The following is a 19,307-nucleotide window of genomic DNA, read 5'->3' on the forward strand; positions in this document are numbered from 1 at the left end:
CTGACATTTATATTACTGGTTCTAACTCTTACTTGTTTATCTGGTGAAATGGCAACTTTACTATCTGGCAGATATGTTGAGCTAAAGGTTTATCCATTATCATTTAAAGAATATTACGATTAGTTTTACGTGATATAGCTCTTCGCTCGAATACTCGAGATGACAAGGCAATTGTTGCAACAATCATATCTATTCTATGAGACTAAAAAGTATAGCATTCGTGGTAAAAAATTACTGTCTACTTTAGGCAAATATTATGTTGCAGATACAGGTTTGAGAAACATTAGGCTTAATAAAAATTATCGTGATAATTTAGGTCATCAGATTGAGAACATTGTCTTTATTGAACTTCTTCGCAGAGGCTACAATGTTGACGTAGGCGATTATTCTGGTAAGGAGATCGATTTTGTTGCCCGCAAAGGTAATGAAATTAAGTATTATCAGGTAACAGAACATTTACCAGAAGGGAGTACGCGTGAAACTGATAATTTACGCTATATTCCTGATGGATATCAAAAGACAGTATTATCATTGTCACAGTTTGATGAAGGAACGGTTGATGGTATAGCTGTAAAATATTTGATCGATTGGTTATTAGAAGAACAAATAAAAAGATGATAGTTTCACGTGAAACATATCATCTTTTTTCTACTCTAAGTCAAGTATTATCAACGATTTTAGGTAATTTTATTTTGAAATAAGAGCCTAATTTGAATGGAGCCTCCGGAGAATCAAGTCAAATATCTGACTTTAGGGCATGAAAAATACAGCCTGCCTTCTGTAATTTCAAAAAAGAGGCTGTTATAATATCTATTGGATCAATTTTTATGACAAAAGTCTTTGGTTATGTTTGGCTACGTCATAGCTATATAATTGATCATTCTTAATTAAAGCGAAGATCGTCCGTAATAATTTATGGATCGATGCGATAGCGGCCTTCTTGTGACTTGCAGTCTCAGAAGACCGTTTTCGTTTCTCGTAATAATCCGCAATATGGCAAGGGTTGCCTGCTTTCTTGGCCGATTGAATTTGGTTGATTGCCAAGTACAGCACCTTTCTGCCGATAGCTGTCCCACGCTTTGAAATTGACAGGTGGGCCGTGAGGTTGCCAGATTCATAAACTTGAGGGTCAACGCCAACGAAGGCATTTAATTGGTTAGGGTTTTTAAAGCGTCTGATATCTCCGAGCTCACTAATAATTCTCAAGGCAGTGTTTTCGCCGATGCCTGGAATGCTTGTGAGGATCTCCAGATCCCGCTTAGGAGCCAGCTTAGCCATCTCCTGTAAAGCAGTCTGGCACTCTTCTTCAGCGCTTAGGATGTTGTTAATAGCTATTTTGAGGCCATGAACATAAGCACTGTCTTTTTTGACAGCTGGGCATGCGACTTTAGCTAAACGAATAAGCTTTTGCATTATATCGTTAGCACGTTTCTTACCAATACCAGATAAGCTCTTTAAGAAGTCGATGATATCGGCTTCTTTTGTTTCTAATACGATATCAGGGTGCGGGAATCTGAGAACAATACTCCAGTAGTTTTTTCCTCTTGGAGTAGCCATCACGTGTTCGATCTCTGGGAAAGTAAGCTGAATGGCTTTGTGCAGTCTATTCTTGTTGGTTATCAGATCGTGCGAAGCCTGCTCGTAGATGCGGTTGTTGGCCATCAATTCTTGATATTCTTCGCTTTGAACATAGGCCAGCCGTTGCGGGTGCTCAGATTGCAGCTTGGCGAGATACATTGCATCAAGCTTATCGGTCTTGTTCTGGTGCAGGTCATCCTTTGTCTTTCTTTTGGCTTCCAGTGGGTTCATCATGACATAGCGTAATTCGTGCATGTTCAAAAACGCCTGGAGTCTTCTGGAGTAGACGCCAGTTGCTTCAAAGATAATTTGCGGGTTGGTAACCTGTTTAAGGTCATCTAGCAGCTGATTGAAGCCTACCATATCGTTGGAGATGGCATAGTCATTAACTTTTTGGCCATTGACCATAATGCATACGTTAGACTTCCGGCTGCTAACATCAATACCGAAAACAGTTTTCAATAAATCCATAAGAATAAACCTCCGCTTTACTTGGAGATGAGCTACCTTCACCCAATTCAATCAGATCTAATTTTCTCAACCGGACTTTAACAGCCAACATACTTAGACGAGATTCTAAATTGAATGGTGAAGCTGCCAGTTTTGCTTACGACATCATGTGTCCAAAAGACGCACGGCATTGGCTTCATCTCCACTTTACATAGTAAAAGAAAAAGTGTTGAACGACTACTCCGTCGAGTAATCATCCAACACTAGATTAGTATGTTTTGCTATTAATATTTACTTTTCAATCAAGCTTTCAAATTCGTTTAAACGCTTTTCAAAAGTCTTGAAGGCATCTTCCAAGTAGTCTGGCTTAGTCATATCAACGCCAGCATGCTTCATGATTTCAGTTGGATAATCACTTGAACCTGCCTTAAGGAAGCCAAGGTATGCCTCTCTATCAGCGTCAGTACCATGAACCACCTTGTTAGCCAAAGCTGTTGCAGCCGCAAAACCAGTCGCATATTGGTAAACGTAGAAGTTGTAGTAGAAGTGTGGAATACGTGACCATTCAAGCGCAATGTCGCCGCCTGGTTCAACGCTATCACCGTAATAGTGTTGGTTAAGTTGACCATAAACGTCATCCAAAGTGTCGGCAGTAAGTGGTTCACCCTTAGCGTCAGCTTCATGGATAAATTGTTCAAATACGGCAAATTGAGTTTGACGGAACAGAGTACCCTTAAATGAATCAAGGTAGTAGTTCAAGATAAAGGCACGCGTCTTAGGATCAGTGATGTGGTCCAAGAAGTATTCAGTCAAAATGTTTTCGTTAGTGGTTGAAGCAATTTCAGCTACGAAAATTGGGTAGTCACCATAAACGTAAGGTTGGGTGTTACGAGTGTACCAAGAGTGAACTGAGTGACCAGTTTCGTGCACTAATGTGTAAAGTGAATCAACGTTGTCTTCCCAGTTCAAAAGTTCATATGGATCAGTATCGTAGGCACCACCAGAGTAGGCACCAGTGACCTTGTTCTTTGATTCCACAACGTCGATGACGCGATTGTTAAAAATGTAATCGACGTGCTTCAAGTAGTCTTCACCAAGTGGAGCTAGTGCCTTCTTAGCAACTTCTTTTGCTTCTTCGAAGTTATAGGAAAGAGCAGGTTTACCAGTTAGTGGCACATACATGTCCCACATTTGTAAATCTTTGAGTCCTAAAATCTTCTTACGTAGCGCAACATAACGGTGGAGTAAATCAAGGTGAGAATCAACTTCTTGAATTAAAGTGTCGTAAACCTTGGTAGGTACGTTGTTTTCAGACAATGCGGCTTCGCAAGCTGAATCGTACTTGTGCACCGTAGCGTTATAGTTGTGCTTCTTTACCACGCCAGAAAGCGTAGAAGCAAGTGAGTTTTGGAATTGGCCATAAGCGGCGTAAAGCGTGTCAAAGGCGCCTTTTCTGACGTCACGGTTTTGTGATTGGATCAAAAGTGAGTATAAACCGTCAGACAATTGTTCCATGTTGCCGTCTTCGTCTTGCACGTAGCCGTATTCCATGTCGGAGTTGGTTAAAACGTTAAAGGTATTTTCTGAAACGCCCATTGCGTCGCTAGCGTCAGCGATGATCTTTTCTTCTTCAGCTGGCAAAGTGTGAGGACGCTTGTTGGTGATCGTTTCAAGGTAGTGCTCGTAGTTCTTTAAGCGAGGTTCGTCCTTTTTAAATTGGGCTAACTTGTCGCTAGGGATGCTCAAGATCTCAGGGCTAATAAAACTAGTGATAGCTTCGAATTGGTTAGCCAAAGTTTGCACGCGGCTAACGTAGCCTAAATAGTGTGAGTTAGAAGTATCAACGTCACTAGACATAGTGGCATAAACGTAGATGTTTTCGACATCGCGCTTAACTGCCAAGATCTTGGTTAAGCCTTCATACAAATCTTTACCAGACTTAGTCAAAGTACCTTTCAATGCTTCCAGCTTTTCAACATCGTCTTTTGCCTTGTCAAAAGCTGCTTCCCAGTCTTCATCTGTCTTAAAAATTCTGGTTAAGTCCCATTTCAAATCTTCAGGGACTTCATTTCTTGTTGGAATTGCCATAAATTCTTCCTCCGTTGTTTCAATTTGTTTACATATTAACTTGTTGTACAACTGAACACAAAAAATAAGTTATTATTAATTATCGATATTTTTATTTTATCTAGAGATTAAAAGTGATACAAATGAACTTGTATTAATTTTGAAGGGAAACGATATCAAGAATGGATCCAAATTCCAAACGCCGGGAAGGTTATCGCAATAAATCTACTGCGCTTAACCTTCACCGCAACCATGCTATTGCAGCTGATCAATCCTCATATAAACCGGGTAATGTTTTTGCTCGCTTCTTTGGCTTGCTCGCTTTAGTAGCAGTCTGCTTGGGTGTAGCCTGGGCAGCGCATATGTATTTTACGATTCATAGTGCAATTGATGGCAAGGGTGGCGGCCCAATCGCTAACTCAGCCAAGATTGTAAATAAACAACCAATTTCAGTTTTAGTTTTAGGGGTTGACCAAGGGATCGAAGGTCGTCATGACCGAGGAAATTCCGATACTTTGATTTTGGCAACGGCTAATCCGCAAAAGAACACAGCTACAATGACCTCAATCCCACGTGATACCTTGACCGATATTAAAGGAGACCCAGGCAATAAGTACTTTATGTTTAGGGTGAATTCAGCCTATGAAATCGGTGGTAGTGCGGCCAGCGTCAAGACCGTTAAGAGTATGTTGAATGTGCCAATTGATTATTATGTTGAAGTTAACATGAAGGCGCTGCGCAGCTTAGTTAATGCGGTCGGTGGTGTTGATGTTAACGTGCCATTTGACTTCTCATACGACTGGTGCGACTTCCATAAGGGTAAGCAACACTTGAACGGCCGACACGCCGTAGCTTATGTTCGAATGAGAAAAGAGGACCCACGTGGTGACTACGGTAGACAACTTCGTCAACGTCAGGTAATCACAGCGATTGCCCACAAGGCGATGTCAGTGAACACCATTAGTAACTACCGTAAGTTGGTGGATATCTTTAACAAATACGTCAAAACCAACTTGTCGTTCAACGATATGCTTAGCTTAGCGCTGAACTACCGCGGCTGCATGGATAACCTGAAGAGTGGCTACATTCAAGGCCACGATGCCTGGATCGATGGTTCTTCAATTCAAGTGGCTTCAACTGAAGAGTTGCAAAAGACTTCCAACAAGATTAGAAGAAATCTAGGTTTGGAAACTCAAACGTTAAACAATGCAGAAACACGTCAAAATGAATTAAACGAACAAAATAACGACATCAAGTGGGATGATCCAACCGCGTTTACTAATTACCGGATTTATGATTACAATGAAAATAAACCAGCGAGCGGTTCAAATTCCGGCTATGGTAAAAATAGCAATACTTCATCATCGTCTTCAAGTTCGTCGAGTTCAAGCAATACGTGGAAATTCCACTGGTAAAAAATTAACAACATCCCTCGGGGATGCTGTTTTTTTGCGCTAAAATAAAAATAGAGGTGAAAAAGATGATAGGAACAATCATTAACACAATTGCATTACTCGTCGGCACGTCCATTGGCTGCCTGCTCAAGAAAGGCTTAAACAAGGGTTTCGAAGACGTTTTATTCATCGCAATGGGTCTAGCTGCACTCGGTATCGGCTGGAAAAATGTCACCAACAATATGCCAAAAAGCCACTATCCCGTTTTGTTCATTGTCAGTCTAGCGCTAGGTGGCATTGCTGGTACTGCACTCGATATCGCTGGCCATTTTAATCGTTTAGTCGACAGGGTTGGTAAGTCTAACCTAGGCAAAGGGCTAGCTACCGAAATTTTACTGTGCTGTATCGGCGCTTTATCGATCGTTGGACCCGTTATGGCGGCAGTCAAAGGTGATAACACCATGCTTTACACCAACGCTATGATGGACTTTGTAACGTCGATGGTCTTCGGCGCTAGCTTCGGTTGGGGGATGCTGCTGGTTGCACCGGTACTTTTCTGCTGGCAGGGCAGCATTTATCTCGTAGCCAAATTCCTATCGGCTAGTTTCTTCACCGGCCCGCTTGTAGCCGAGATTTCGATCGTCGGTGGTTTCTTAATCGCCTGCTCAGGCTTAGCCCTATTAAAAATCCGCGACGTCAAAACGTTGAACTTTTTGCCATCGCTACTTGTTCCGATTATCTTTTTTATAATTAAAGATCTGACTGGCTGGTTCTAGCCGGATTTATTTTTCTAAAAATCTGACCATCGTCACTGCCATGAATCAGCTTAGGTCGAACGCCCATCAACTTGAAATCAGCGTGTTCAGCAACGCGGCTGCTTGAGCCATTTTGTACGGCAGCAATCAAATCCACATACTGCAAATTTAACTCGTGAAAAGCGTATTGGCATAGTTCTGTAACGCTGCGTGTAACGATACCGTTGCCTTGGAACTTGCTGGAGAGCCAGTAGCCAATCTCGCCTTTTTTATTTTTGACTAAATTATGCAGATCGATCATGCCGGCAGGTTGGCCGTTAACCAAAATTGTGAGCACGATCATGCGCTGATTGATCATGTCTTCTTGGATCTTTTTAATAAAAGCAGCTTCATCTAAAGGAGACTTCATCTGGTAAGCCCAAGGCAGCCACTTGCCGATGCTGGCCCGATCATCTGCGATAGCATGATAAAGATCGACTGCCTGCCAAGCTTGCGGCATAGCAAGACTAATTTTAAAGTCGTCAATATTAAAGTGAATCAATGAAAAGTAATAATGTGTTTTTTCTTGGGTCATAGTTCAATCTTTCTACCAAAATAATGTTACAGAGATTATACTTAATCTATCATTAGTTGCAAAGCCTACTAATTTTTGATAACTTCAATAAAGTTATAGTGTCTCAATAAAAGAAGGGAAAAATTATGCAAAAAAAAGAAAGTATCTTTCCAGTTATCTACGGGATAATTTCCGCACTCATTTCTTTTATCGCCGTCGTTTTTATTTGTTTGCATACATTTAAATTAAACTTACAGCTGGCAATCATCGTCGCTGGAATTTTTGCGATTTTTTTCTTCGGCCTGTCTTACTTTAGAGGACATGCATCAGTCGAAATTAAGCGAATAGTTTACAAATATAAGCTGACCGACCAAGAAGTAGCCAAGATTACGGGTATGAAGGCAAGCGACTTTCCAATCTATCACGATCGCTTGCAATTGATCTTGCCTAAGAGATACTGGCCAAGAGTTCTTGATGCATTACAAAAATATGAAAAAGAACGCGAATCGGCTGAGGAATAAGAGGGAAAATGAGTTTATTAACTGTTAAAGACTTAAGTCAAAGTTTTATCGATAAAACTTTATACGAAGATGCCAACTTTGTTTTAAATAAAGAAGACCACATGGGGGTTACCGGTCAAAACGGGGTAGGTAAATCTACTTTAATCAAGATTTTAACTGGCGAGATCATCCCTGATGAGGGGCAAGTTAAGTGGCAAAACAAGATTGATGTCGGTTACTTGGATCAGTACGCTAAACTGGCACCGGGTGTCACCATCCGTGGCTTTTTGCGGACCGCATTTGATGATTTATACAAAAAAGAAAAGGAATTAAACGAGCTCTACACCAAATACGCCGAAAATGGCGATGATGCTTTGCTTGAAAAGGCAGGGAAGATTCAAACCTACCTTGAAGAAAACAATTTCTACGACATCGACACCGAAATTGAACAAGTTGCCGCTGGTTTAGGTTTAGCCGACCTCGGTTATGACCACGATGTTTCTAAATTATCTGGTGGTCAACGTTCTAAGATTATTTTGGCTAAGCTTCTTTTGCAAAGCCCAGACGTTTTGGTTCTAGACGAACCAACCAACTACCTTGACGTGTCCCACATCGACTGGCTGGTTGACTACTTGAACAACTTCTCAGGTGCCTTCATCGTTGTCAGCCACGATTACGACTTTTTAGGGCGCATCACCAACTGTATTATCGACATCGACTTTGGTACGATTACGCGTTATACAGGTGCTTTGAAGCAGGCTTTGCGTCAAAAGGCAGCTAACCGTGAAACCTACCTTAAGGCTTATGCCAACCAGCAACGTAAGATTGCCAAGACTGAGGCCTATATCCGTAAAAATAAGGCAGGTACGCGTGCTAAGAGTGCCAAGTCACGTGAAAAGCAACTGGCTAGAATGGACGTTTTGACGCCACCTAAGAACAACCGTCGTGCTAAATTCGAATTTCCATATGTGGCTACGGCTTCTAATTTGCTTTTGCAAACGCAAGATTTGGTTATTGGTTACGACCATGCTTTGGTTAAATCAGCCTTCAACTTCTCAGTTGGTGGGGATGAAAAAGTAGCCATCACCGGTTTTAACGGAATCGGTAAAACTACCTTGCTTAAGACGCTTTTGGGTCAATTAAAGCCAATCTATGGGTCATACGAATTATCCGTTACGGCTAAATTGGCCTACTTCAAGCAGGATTTGACCTGGCCAAACAACAACATGACACCACTACAATTCTTGCAAGAAGAATTCGAACGCAAGAAGCCAAAGGAATTGCGTCAAGCGTTAGCTCGTATGGGTCTAACCGCGCAACAAGCGATGAGTCCGTTAAAGGAACTTTCTGGTGGGGAACAAGAAAAAGTAAAATTGGCTAAGATGCAATTTGAACCAGCCAACTTGCTCTTCCTTGATGAACCAACTAACCACTTGGATAATGACACCAAAGACGCCTTGCGCAAGGCAATCATGAACTTCCCAGGTGGTGTAATTATCGTTAGCCACGAGCGCGACTTTTTCCGTGGTGATTGGGTAGATAAAACAATCGATATTGAAACAATGAATTGAGGCTAAGACTATGTCCGACAAAAAAGATACTCAATTTTACCAAGAAGTGTTAGACATTTGTCTAACGGCTGGCCGACTCATGATTGAAGGCGGAAGCGAAATGTACCGTGTCGAAGACACGATGATGAGAATTGCCAAAAATGCGGGGGTTGATGATCCACGTGTCTTTGCGACGCCCACCTGTGTGTTCATGAGTCTTGATGGTGGCGATTTATCGCAGATGAAGCAGATTCGCGATCGGAACATCAATTTGGAATTGGTGGACCGGGTCAATAATTTGTCGCGTAAGTTTGCAGCTAAGAAAATTAATCTGCAAGAATTGCGCCAGCAGATTATTCAGGTCACCAATGCGCCATCTTTTCCGATGTGGATTCAGGTCGTAGGAGCTGCGGTTCTTAGTGCGACCTTGATGGTGCTCTTTATGGACGACTACGATTGGATCGATTTCCCGGGGGCAGCCTTGGTTGGTGCGGTCGGTTTCTGGGCTTACTGCAAGTTTAAAAAGTACACCAAGGTCCGCTTTTTGTCGGAATTAGTCGCTGCAATGATCATGGGTCTTCTTGCAATCGGACTGAATTATCTCGACCATGAAATGATCATCGACAACATTTTGATCGGGGCCCTGATGACCTTGGTGCCGGGCCTGGCTTTAACCAACGCCTTGCGTGACCTTTTTATGGGTGACCTGCTTTCAGGGATCGTGAGAATGTTCGAAGCAGCGCTGAGTGCCTTAGCCCTTGGCGGTGGTGTCGGTTTAGTGCTGAAGTTTGTGGGGGCTTAAAAAATGCTATTTTGGTTAGAGATCGTAATTAATGTCGTATTTTCTTATTTAGCCTCTGTGGGCTTGGCCTTAACCATTAACGTACCGCACCGTGCACTGAATTTTTCAGGGATTAGCGGAGTAGTTGGCTGGATGGCTTATTGGTTCTGCTTTCGTGCAGGGATGGGCAGAATGTTGTCGAATCTGCTCGGAGCCTTTTTGATCGGTATCTTGAGTCTGTTTTTTGCGCGGATTAAAAAGTGTCCGGTAATGGTGTTTAACATTCCAGCATTGGTGCCGCTGGTGCCGGGGATGCCCGCTTATCAAGCAGTGCGTGCCTTAATAGTAGGCGACTATCCTCACGGTCAAGAATTGATCTTGCGGGTAGCCATCGTTACAGGTGCAATCGGGATTGGCTTCTTGCTTTCAACGATGTGTATTGAAGCTTTTTATAAAATAAAAAATGGTCATTTAAAGAAACTGCAGCTGTACATGAAAAAGAAAAGGTAGTATACTTTCCAATTGACGAGTCGATTAATGAACGCGAGATGCGTATATTTATGAGATAGAGGACATCCGCCTTAAGTGGCAGACGCGGGAAGCGTCGATGTTGGGCACACTGATGTGAACAGTTTAAATGCCCACATATGCTTATGCATGTGCCTTTAGTAAAAAGGACCAAGCTTTTGCTTGGCCCTTTTTGTATTATCTAATATATAAAGCTTGCCTTCCTTGCTGGTTGTAGCTAGCTTGCAAGTTCTTCCAATTAACAGGCTGATTCTTATAGCCATAAGGGTTGTTCACGTAGACAACTTTTTTCGGCTTACTATAGCCGGTAATCACGCAAGCGTGCGAAGATGGTGTAACGTTTACTTTGCCCGTATTGGTATCCCACGTTTGCATATTGTTAACCTTGTTAAAAGTGGTCGTGGTGATGATCATGACAGGGTGACCGTTTGAAACTAGCTTGAGCAGGCTCAAAAAATTACTCCCTGTGATATTTTCGATGTGGCTAGTATATTTACGCGCAACGTTGTAAAGCGGCTCGTTATAAACACACCAGCCGGCGTTGGCGATCGTCATATGACCGACGAATCCCTGGTGTGGATTGCCGCGGTATTTGCCACCATCGGTAAAGGAATCGACGTGCTGGATCGTTTCAGCTAGTTCATTTTTCGAAACCTTGATGCCATAGTAATTCATCAACATCGACAAGCTGGTAACCTCGCAGCCATTAGGCAGATCCGGCATTTGATTTTCGAGCGGAACGTTTAATTTTTGTTCCTGCTTCATGGTCATCCAGTCGATTTCATCGTTAATTTTATTTTTGTTAAAAAGATAAATAGCACCTATAATAAGAATTATTGCTGCTGGAATAATCCAAAATAGGTTTTTAAGATTAAATTTTTTCTTGTGCATGATTCTTATTCTAGCAAAATCCCATTAAAAAGATGACAAAAAAATTTTTTGTAGTATGTTGATAGTAAGACAAACAAAAAAGGATAGTTTATTTTGAAGATTAATTTAAAAGATTTAAACGATAAAATTGAAAACCAAGACTACATTCAAGATCTTGAAACAGTAAAATACGCCGACATCAGTAAATCTAAAAGTAAAATCAAGCCTTACGCCAAAAAGATGGTCAAGGAAGTCGTAGCTGCATTCAAGCATGATTCATTAGTACAAACGCAACTGGCAGTAACCGGTCAACGTCCCGTTACTTTTGCACTTGAAACTAACATCATCAACTTGCCATATGCCAATTATAAAAAGGTGGCTAACTTCTTTGAAGAAGGCCAAGAATATGGCTTGAACGTCTATTTTGAAACACGTTCAGAATACGTTAACGTTTCTCACTTCAGAATCGATCAATTGGCAACTGAAGAAGAAATCGAACAAGACTCTGACGCAGTAGTTGATAAGTTGGTTGACGCTATCGTTGAAAAGATAAAGGTAGTGCGTGAATACAAGAAGCCTGAAAGTAAGGCTAAAACTACCAAGACCACTACTAAGAAAAAGACAACGACCAAGAAGAAAGCTACAACTAAAAAGAAGTAGCGACAAAAATACCCAGGAATTTGTTCCTGGGCTTTTTCATTACTTAATTTCTTTGAATTTTGTTAGTGAATGATTATTGGTGTAGAAGAAGTCTTCAAAGACTGCACTCTTGATTACACCTTTTTCACATCTTCATTAGTACCACTGAATTCTAGTAAATATAAAATGGGCACTTCCAAAGTTACTGCGATCTTCTTAGCGGTTTGAGCGAAAAGGTCGTTGAAGTTTCGGTTGCCACAACCAATAATTCCTATTAAGTTTTTCTTGTTGTCTTTATATGTTAAAAAATCAACGACAGAGTCCATCATGAAGCCCAGTTATTGAATAAAATGCAATTGCTACCATATTTTTCCCTAATAAATCTAATGTACCTATGAGTATCATCTCACCTGTAAGCAAAATATTCAATGTATCTGCTATTCAAATTTTTAATAAATTCCCCTATAATTAAAAGCAAGGAGGACGACGCAATGTTTAGTTGGAACATTATTGGGATCTTGATTTGGGTCGCAATTATTCTTTATTTAGTTTTTATCGTCCAGAATATCCGTCAACGGCGGATCAAGATGATTATCAAACAGCATAAACGCTTTACTTGGCCCAACTTTTTAATTAACGTAGTTGAAGTTGTTGTGTTGCTAGTGGCAGCTGGCTGGATGTTCAATCAGACTTTTATGGACAATCCGGATTTGGAAGATGCTAACCGCATTACTTCAACCATTAAGTATGAACCATTGATTATGAGAACTGGTTCAGGCAATTCAAGCTACGTAACCATCAACTCTGATAAGAGAAAGAACGGTTCACAGACATATACTTTCTATCGTGCAGGAAGCAAGATTACGACATCAAGTGACTATGCTTCAATTGCATACGGCAACACTGCACTTGATGTGGATGCCGAGAAGATCCCTTACGTTAAGAAGGATCTGACGAAGATGGATAAGAAATACCAACGTGCTTATGTTGCTATTTATACGGCATTTTATAAGAAAAACTGGCAAAACGGGATAGGGATGCACGCAGGGCATTTAGCTACGCGCTACTACTTGATCCGTGTACCAGATCAGAGCTTTATTAAGCAAGAATAGGCAAAAGAAAAACTAGATCAGTTAATTCTGATCTAGTTTATTTTTTTAGTCTTCTTTTTTAATCTTACCGAGCATCCCGCCTTCGACAAAGGCCAAGATAAAGCTGGCGGTTAAGAAGTCCATCACGTTGCCTGAAAGAAATGCCGCCAAGAGCATGAAGGCAATGGACAAAAGCATCGAACTAATGAGGTATGTCCGCAGTTGTTTATTCATTAGCCACTTGATCAAAGCATAGAGCATGATCACGACGTAAGGACCGATAAACAGTAGCATGCCGACCCAGCCAAGGGAATAGACCTGACTGGTAAAATCACGCTCTAGATTGAAGATATTGTTTTCTCTGGTATAAGAAATACCGAATACCTTGTCGAGCTTATTATTGTTAGTTTTAATCACCTGATCCAGCATCGCCTTTTCGACGTGGCGGTTTTGCATCCGTGAAGTGCCTGGTTCGTTCATGATCTTGAGCCAGAATTCTGGATCGTATTTATATGGATAGCTCTTGGTGACAAACTTTTTGTTTAAAGCATAATCTTGATAGTGCTCGCCAATGAAGTTGGTCAAAAATTCCTTGCGCTTTTGACCACTAGGATACTTCTTAAGGCCTTCAGCCAATTCTTCTTTAACTTGGGTCAAACTGTTGTCGGATTGTTGAGCCAAGTATTTTTCGTAGTTGTAACGTTGAATGGCTGGGCCAAAGGGGATGATTGCAAGAGTTCCGGCTTCCATGAGCAGTGCAACAACGATTGCTTTCCCACTTTTCTTTACATCTTTAACAATGTACAAATGGAAAACGTAGAGCAGAATGCCTGCGATAATACCGCCGATTAAACCGATCAAGGCAACCTTCGTTCCCAATTCGATCATGGCTAAAGCTTGGACTACGTTCAACGTAATAGTCTTCCAATTGAAGTGGCTGAACATGAAGTAGAGCATGAGCGGTACAAGCATAAACAATACGGCCGAAACCATGTTGGCAAAGTTGAAGAAGCCCTTCGAAGCCATATGCGAGTAGCCGATATTTGGATTAACGAACCATTCGAAGATATTGGCACTGATAAAGCCTGTTTCGTAGCTTCTCAGCGAGATTACGAAGAGATTGCTGATGACGATCGTGAATGAGAAAAGTCCGCTGATTCCTTCGATTACGTGTCTAAATTGCTCTCTGGTAAATTCGAGTTCTTTGGTAAAGAAAATTACCAAGAGGGGCAAAACCATTCTAATTAAATAGAAGATTTCGCTGACGGTTGAGTAATTATAATCGTTGGGGTTTACGCTGTTGAAGTGACGGACGTGAATCAGGTGCAGAATCGAGTAGACAATCAATAATGCTAGATAAACGATCAACCATTTTTCTTGTCCCAGTTTTTGCCAATTTTGCTTTTGACTGAAAAACATGCAGAAGATGACAAAAACAGCCAGGATTCTAATAATTGTTGGCAAAGTGAATGGCAAGACGTCAGCCAATTTGCCGTTGTAGAACCAGTACAAGTCCAAAAATGGTTGAATCAAAATGAACCAAAAGAGGACGGTTCTTGTTTTTTCCTTCATTTTTTCTCCCTTGTAAATTAAATTTCTTCCTAATTTTAGGCAAAAAAGGATCCTACGTAAATAAACACGTAGGATCTTTTTTACAAATTTGAATTATTTCTTGTCTTTAGAAGACTTCTTGTCGTCCTTCTTGGCAATCTTTTCTACCTTAACTTCGTTAGTTGAAGCAGTCTTACTGTTCTTGACAGCACGAGCAACCTTTAAGTTCTTGAAGTTGACTACGATCTTGTTGTTCAAGTCGCTGACTGAAGTTGCGTCAACGGGATCATATGAAGTGATAGCTAAGAGTGCAGAGTTTTCGTAAATTTTTTCAACTTTGCCTTGGAATGGCTTTTTAAGTTCTTCTTCTGACTTAGCGCCAACGATTGCGCCTACTTTTACGTCTGCTTTTTTCATTATTTATATTTTCCTTTCCAAATGAAAAGTCTTAGTCTTTTTTGACAGTAGAATGTTAATATATAAAAGCAACATTTTCAAGTGGGGGATATTCTTTTGAAAAAAATAATTTTAATTGCGGGACCAAGTGGTGCTGGCAAGACGACCATTTCCGATTATTTAAATGAAAAATATGACATTCCGCGCGTGTTAACGCACACTACGCGGCCAATGCGTTTAGGTGAAAAGCAGAATGTGTCATATCACTTTGAAACAGATAATTCATTTAAGAAATTACACTTCTTTGAACATGTAAAATATGGTTCATATCAATACGGTTCAAGTCGTGAAGCATTAAACCTCGCTTGGGAAAAACACGATCTTGTGTCATTAATTGTCGATATTCAAGGCGTGTATTCTTACATTAAACAATTAGGTGACAAAGTTTATTTCTTATATGTCACAACTACAACCAAAGATGAGCTGAAAGAGCGTCTGCTCAAGCGTGGCGACGATCCTGAAAAGATCAGGGAACGCCTCAGCGGGAGCGAATTAAACCTATTACCAGCTGATTTAAAGCAGTACGCTCATGTAATTGTTAACGATGATCTTAACAAAACGAAAAACACGCTAAACTCAATCGTATCAAGGCTTCAGGAAGATTAGCTGCTCCTTTTTTACAGATTATTTCTTATTCTGCAATGTTTCTTAACGCGATGGTAGTTTTTTTGAAACATTCATGTAACATTCGAACGTTATTATATAAAACGTCAGCTGATCTGAGAGATCACTAAATAAACGAATTTAAAAACTAAGAATAAAAAATGATTTTTAAGGAGAAATAAATTTTGAGTTTTAAACGTACTTTGGTTAAATACACAGCAGCTTTATCAATTTTCTTTACAGGTCTTGCAACTGTTAATGTTCCTGCAGCAACTGTTCACGCTGACGACATTAACACTACTACTGTAGATACTGACAATTCTATTTCTGATATCGAAACAACTACTCCAGCAGATTCTTCAGTTAAGAAGACTTCAGCAGCTGACCAAAAGCGTAATGCAGTTGTTAAGCTTGCTAAGAAGCAAGTTGGTAAGCCTTACATCTGGGGTGCAACTGGTCCTTCAGGTTTCGATTGCTCAGGTTTAACTACCTACGTTTTCAAGAACGCAATTGACAAGACTTTGCCAAGAACTACCTACGGTCAAATCACTTTAGGTAAGTCAGTAGCACTTTCAACTAAGAAGCTTAAGAAGGGTGACTTGTTATTCTGGGGTAACTCACACGTAGCTATCTACATTGGTAACGGTAAGTACGTTCACGCTCCAGCTCCTGGTCAAAACGTTAGGATCCAAACTTTGGGTTCATTCATGCCTTCATCAGCTAAGCGTGTTATCGACTAAAACCAAATAAAATTATATTTCTCAAAAATCTATTCAAGAAAAGAGTTGGATGAAAAATCCAGCTCTTTTTTTAGTCAAATTTACGAAAACGTTTTTTTATTAAGTTAGTATTACTTTTGTAACGGTTCTGTAACATGAGGATATTATTATGGACGGTGTAAATACATTAAATAAGTTTAAAGATTTTCCGAAAAAACGCATTTTCGTTACCAAATTTAAAAAATCTGACAACTTGATTAAAACTAACAGACATATATAGGAGCATTTGATGAATATTAAGAGCAATTTTGTAAAAATTACTGCAGCTGCTGCTTTAACTCTGACCGGTGTAGCTACAGTAAGTGCTGTTAAGCCAGATTCAACTACTGCTAAAGTTCAAGCTGCTACTACTAAAGTAAAGATCAACTACGTTCCAGGTTACGGTATAAATATCTGGGATAACTACAACGGTGGTCACTTCACAGGTCAACGTGCACAACACGGCACCACTTGGGATGTCCTTGATCAAAAGACTGACAAGAAGGGACGCGTTTGGTACCAAGTTGGTCAAAACCAATGGATCATGGCTCAATACACCACTCTAGCTGGTAATACAGTAACTAAGAAGACTACAACTCAAGCTACTGCAACAGCTGCTAAGCCAAAGAAGGCTAAGAAGTCAGTTCAAGCAACTGGGGACGCATCAGCTATTGTTACTTTAGCTGAAGCACAACTTGGTAAGAACTACGTATGGGGCGGTACCGGTGCCAACGGTTTTGACTGTTCAGGTCTTACCTCATACGTTTACTCAAAGGCTGCTGGTGTTAACATCGGTAGAACTACTTACGACCAAGTTAAGCAAGGTACTTCAGTTTCAATGAAGAACTTGCAACCAGGCGACTTGCTTTTCTGGGGCTCAGCAAGTGCTCCATACCACGTAGGTATTTATGTTGGTAACAATCAATACATCCACGCTGCAACTCCAGGTCAAGGCGTTATCAAGCAAAGCTTGAGCAGCTATTTCTATCCAAGTGCAGCTAAGCGTATTTTGAACTAATCGAAAATTGAATATAAGAATTAAGCGAATCACACAATTTGTGGTTCGCTTTTTTTGCGTTTATAAGACTATTTGAATAGTTACGTTTGCGATTTTTAATTACACATGTGATAATGAAGACGTTGTCAAGTAGTAAAAGTGAGATAGTTTTCGCTACCAAGGGGATTGAATTATGTCGAAACATAAATTGTTTAAGTTGGGAGCGGCTGCGGCACTATCTGTTACAGGCGTTTCTGCGATTACATCACTGAAAACCGTTCGAGCAGCCAATTTTACTGCTATTAAACGTGTCAAAATTAGTTACTTGCCGGGCAAGAGTCTGAATATTTGGACAAATTATGAAAACGGTAAGTTCATGGGCTATCGTGCAAAAGACGGTTCCGTTTGGAATGTGGCTGAGACCGCGGTCGATAGCAAGGGTAGCTTGTGGTACAAAGTTGGTACGCGTGAATGGATTGAAGCGCGTTACACTGTTGACGTTAATGAAGAAACGCCAGTTAAGACTGCGGCTAAAACTACCAAGAAAAAGTCGGCAGTTGTTAACTTAGCTAATAAAGTTAAGCAGGCTACGCAAAAGAAAAAGACTACTAAGGCAGACAAAGTCAAAAAGGCTAACCAAATTGTTAATGAAACGGTTAAAAAAACGACGGCTAATAAGAAGAACAATACTTCATCAATCCAAGCCTCAAGCAAGGCCGCTTCTGTTGTTGCACTTGCAAAAGAGCAAGTGGGTAAGCCTTACGTTTGGGGCGCAACTGGACCAGACAAGTTCGATTGCTCTGGCTTAGTGCAATACGTTTATCAACATGCGGCTGGCATCAACTTGCCACGTACGACTTATGATCAAGTTAAGGTAGGTCAAACCGTTCCGCTGGATAAATTGCAAGCAGGCGATTTGGTCTTCTGGGGTTCTGAAACGGCTCCATATCACGTTGCGATTTATATTGGCAATAATCAATATGTTAATTCCGCAACGCCAGATCAAGGTACGATTTTGCAAAATATGTCGAGTTATTACTATCCTACGATTGCTAAGAGAGTGCTATAGATAATGATGCTATCCAAAAATGGATGGCTTTTATATAAGTTTTTATTAATAACTAATTATATATTTAAATCAAAAAAGGCAACCGAAATCTCGGCTGCCTTTTTGCATACTATTAACCTTTTTGTCTAAAGAATCTAAACGTGTATGTGTAATACTTGCCAATCTGCACCTTATACTTGTGCGTGTTGACCAGCTTGACTTTGTCCGGACGATACGTGATCGTCGTGGTGTAGCCTTCGCCATAGAATAGCGTCTTGAAGTTGCGCACCTGCGTTGCGCGGTAACGCTTCTTCTTGTTCTTGGTCAAATCCGTGATATAAATCTTCGGCTTGCTCGAGATCCGCTTCGTGGTCGAGTATGACCAAGGCGTGTCCTTGCCGACCAATTCATATGGGAAGACCTTCGCAGCTGGATAAGCGATTCGTGACTTTACTGGCGCACGCAAGATGTCGTCGGCGAACAGGCCATATTCAACTGAATAAAGCATATCGGTGCTCATGCCGTACGCTGCACCGATTCCCATGCGCGTTGCGCGTGTTGATAAAATTATAGCGCGGTGGCCGATATTGCCGGCACCCGCAATGTTGTTATCTTCGCGCATCAAGTCCGTTACGATCTCGCCGGCTGAGGCGCTATGCGCATCGTCCAAGAAGTTGATGTTGCCTAGCGTAGCGTTCTCGGCGATGCCCCAATCGTTTTCGCTGATGTAGTTGGGACGCAGGTAGTTAATTAAACCGTGCGCTTGTAGGCTGGCACTTGCGTTGACTGCGGCGAGGGATGCAGCACCGATCTGGGCGCTACGGTTAGCGTCATCAGGATTAGCTTCGCTAGGCAGTCCCACCAAATCACGGTAGTAATTAACGTAATCCATCGTGGTTGAAATGTATGCCGGATTCAAGACCCCTGGTGAAAAAGGATTGGCAAAATTTGGTGCTTGCTGGTAAATGCTGTTGCGGTTGTATTGCGCTTTATCCAAATTCTTGTATTTACGTTGGAAATACTTAACCTGCTTAGCCTCAGACTTCGAATACTTTGCTGCTTGAACGGGCTGAGCAGTGAACGCAATGCATTCAACCACTGCAACGATGGCCACCAGCAAATTGTGTTTCTTCATTAT

Annotated in this window: 20 protein-coding genes and 1 pseudogene; 13 read left to right on the forward strand and 8 right to left on the reverse strand. The window is 41.1% G+C overall.

Annotated elements, in window-relative coordinates:
- Window positions 1-159 precede the first annotated feature (159 nt).
- A complete protein-coding gene (locus tag LA20531_RS07090; RefSeq protein WP_082589062.1) occupies window positions 160-618 on the forward strand; it encodes a DUF4143 domain-containing protein in 459 nt (152 codons plus the stop codon).
- A gap of 207 nt (window positions 619-825) precedes the next feature.
- On the opposite strand, the gene LA20531_RS07095 is transcribed toward LA20531_RS07090, so the two are convergent.
- Both LA20531_RS07095 and pepF read right to left on the reverse strand, forming a co-directional pair.
- Complete coding sequence (locus LA20531_RS07095) at window positions 826-2,049, reverse strand: IS110 family RNA-guided transposase (protein ID WP_069168716.1); 1,224 nt, start codon at window positions 2,047-2,049, stop codon at window positions 826-828.
- 270 nt (window positions 2,050-2,319) lie between these two features.
- A complete protein-coding gene (gene pepF, locus LA20531_RS07100) occupies window positions 2,320-4,116 on the reverse strand; it encodes an oligoendopeptidase F (RefSeq protein WP_056940473.1) in 1,797 nt (598 codons plus the stop codon).
- 161 nt (window positions 4,117-4,277) lie between these two features.
- Here pepF and LA20531_RS07105 point away from each other — a divergent pair, with 161 nt between their 5' ends.
- Together LA20531_RS07105 and LA20531_RS07110 are read left to right on the forward strand one after the other, a co-directional pair.
- On the forward strand, window positions 4,278-5,510 hold the full coding sequence (locus LA20531_RS07105; RefSeq protein ID WP_056940474.1) for an LCP family protein: 1,233 nt from the start codon (window positions 4,278-4,280) through the stop codon (window positions 5,508-5,510).
- A 65-nt stretch (window positions 5,511-5,575) separates the two neighbouring features.
- Window positions 5,576-6,265 carry a DUF554 domain-containing protein gene (locus LA20531_RS07110; protein WP_056940475.1) on the forward strand — a complete coding sequence of 230 codons (690 nt, stop codon included), beginning with the start codon at window positions 5,576-5,578 and terminating at the stop codon, window positions 6,263-6,265.
- On the opposite strand, the gene LA20531_RS07115 is transcribed toward LA20531_RS07110, so the two are convergent.
- Window positions 6,240-6,818: a GNAT family N-acetyltransferase gene (locus LA20531_RS07115; RefSeq protein ID WP_056940476.1), complete on the reverse strand. Its 579-nt coding sequence runs from the start codon at window positions 6,816-6,818 to the stop codon at window positions 6,240-6,242. The two genes, LA20531_RS07110 and LA20531_RS07115, sit on opposite strands and share 26 nt — an antisense overlap.
- Window positions 6,819-6,943: 125 nt before the next feature.
- Between LA20531_RS07115 and LA20531_RS07120 the strand changes: the two genes are divergently transcribed.
- From LA20531_RS07120 to LA20531_RS07135, 4 genes are read left to right on the forward strand one after another with little or no spacing between them, the layout of a single operon-like run.
- Entirely contained in the window at window positions 6,944-7,318 is a 375-nt protein-coding gene (locus LA20531_RS07120) for a 6TM ABC transporter family protein (protein WP_013438639.1), read from the forward strand.
- 8 nt (window positions 7,319-7,326) lie between these two features.
- Window positions 7,327-8,868, forward strand: a complete 1,542-nt coding sequence (locus LA20531_RS07125; protein WP_056940477.1) for an ABC-F family ATP-binding cassette domain-containing protein — start codon at window positions 7,327-7,329, stop codon at window positions 8,866-8,868.
- 10 nt (window positions 8,869-8,878) lie between these two features.
- Window positions 8,879-9,649, forward strand: coding sequence for a threonine/serine exporter family protein (locus LA20531_RS07130; RefSeq protein ID WP_056940478.1), 771 nt, complete (start codon window positions 8,879-8,881; stop codon window positions 9,647-9,649).
- Between the two features lie 3 nt (window positions 9,650-9,652).
- The gene (locus LA20531_RS07135; protein ID WP_056940479.1) at window positions 9,653-10,138 is read left to right on the forward strand and encodes a threonine/serine exporter family protein; all 486 of its coding nucleotides are present in this window, start codon (window positions 9,653-9,655) and stop codon (window positions 10,136-10,138) included.
- Between the two features lie 195 nt (window positions 10,139-10,333).
- On the opposite strand, the gene LA20531_RS07140 is transcribed toward LA20531_RS07135, so the two are convergent.
- The gene (locus LA20531_RS07140; protein ID WP_056940480.1) at window positions 10,334-11,047 is read right to left on the reverse strand and encodes a C39 family peptidase; all 714 of its coding nucleotides are present in this window, start codon (window positions 11,045-11,047) and stop codon (window positions 10,334-10,336) included.
- 93 nt (window positions 11,048-11,140) lie between these two features.
- Here LA20531_RS07140 and LA20531_RS07145 point away from each other — a divergent pair, with 93 nt between their 5' ends.
- The gene (locus tag LA20531_RS07145) at window positions 11,141-11,686 is read left to right on the forward strand and encodes a hypothetical protein (RefSeq protein WP_013642464.1); all 546 of its coding nucleotides are present in this window, start codon (window positions 11,141-11,143) and stop codon (window positions 11,684-11,686) included.
- A gap of 116 nt (window positions 11,687-11,802) precedes the next feature.
- Here the strand turns inward: LA20531_RS07145 and LA20531_RS07150 are convergent.
- Window positions 11,803-11,997: pseudogene (locus LA20531_RS07150) on the reverse strand (class Ib ribonucleoside-diphosphate reductase assembly flavoprotein NrdI); the annotation flags it as partial.
- A 159-nt stretch (window positions 11,998-12,156) separates the two neighbouring features.
- On the opposite strand from LA20531_RS07150, the gene LA20531_RS07155 reads away from it, so the two are divergent.
- On the forward strand, window positions 12,157-12,777 hold the full coding sequence (locus LA20531_RS07155) for an LVIS_2131 family protein (RefSeq protein ID WP_056940481.1): 621 nt from the start codon (window positions 12,157-12,159) through the stop codon (window positions 12,775-12,777).
- Window positions 12,778-12,822: 45 nt separating this feature from the next.
- Here the strand turns inward: LA20531_RS07155 and LA20531_RS07160 are convergent, their stop codons facing one another.
- Together LA20531_RS07160 and LA20531_RS07165 are read right to left on the reverse strand one after the other, a co-directional pair.
- Complete coding sequence (locus tag LA20531_RS07160) at window positions 12,823-14,328, reverse strand: O-antigen ligase family protein (protein WP_056940482.1); 1,506 nt, start codon at window positions 14,326-14,328, stop codon at window positions 12,823-12,825.
- A gap of 93 nt (window positions 14,329-14,421) precedes the next feature.
- A complete protein-coding gene (locus LA20531_RS07165) occupies window positions 14,422-14,724 on the reverse strand; it encodes a DUF2187 family protein (RefSeq protein ID WP_013438631.1) in 303 nt (100 codons plus the stop codon).
- Window positions 14,725-14,820: 96 nt separating this feature from the next.
- Here LA20531_RS07165 and LA20531_RS07170 point away from each other — a divergent pair, with 96 nt between their 5' ends.
- The 4 genes from LA20531_RS07170 (at window position 14,821) to LA20531_RS07185 (ending at window position 18,190) form a co-directional block, all read left to right on the forward strand.
- A complete protein-coding gene (locus LA20531_RS07170; protein ID WP_056940483.1) occupies window positions 14,821-15,369 on the forward strand; it encodes a guanylate kinase in 549 nt (182 codons plus the stop codon).
- Window positions 15,370-15,551: 182 nt separating this feature from the next.
- The gene (locus LA20531_RS07175) at window positions 15,552-16,106 is read left to right on the forward strand and encodes a C40 family peptidase (RefSeq protein WP_056940484.1); all 555 of its coding nucleotides are present in this window, start codon (window positions 15,552-15,554) and stop codon (window positions 16,104-16,106) included.
- 268 nt (window positions 16,107-16,374) lie between these two features.
- Complete coding sequence (locus tag LA20531_RS07180) at window positions 16,375-17,142, forward strand: C40 family peptidase (protein WP_056940485.1); 768 nt, start codon at window positions 16,375-16,377, stop codon at window positions 17,140-17,142.
- A 172-nt stretch (window positions 17,143-17,314) separates the two neighbouring features.
- Window positions 17,315-18,190, forward strand: coding sequence for a C40 family peptidase (locus tag LA20531_RS07185; protein ID WP_056940486.1), 876 nt, complete (start codon window positions 17,315-17,317; stop codon window positions 18,188-18,190).
- A 112-nt stretch (window positions 18,191-18,302) separates the two neighbouring features.
- Here LA20531_RS07185 and LA20531_RS07190 read toward each other — a convergent pair whose 3' ends face one another.
- Entirely contained in the window at window positions 18,303-19,304 is a 1,002-nt protein-coding gene (locus LA20531_RS07190; RefSeq protein WP_056940487.1) for a CAP domain-containing protein, read from the reverse strand.
- Between the last annotated feature and the right edge of the window lie 3 nt (window positions 19,305-19,307).

Origin of the sequence: Lactobacillus amylovorus DSM 20531, assembly GCF_002706375.1 — a bacterium.
GTDB classification, from domain to species: Bacteria; Bacillota; Bacilli; order Lactobacillales; family Lactobacillaceae; genus Lactobacillus; species Lactobacillus amylovorus.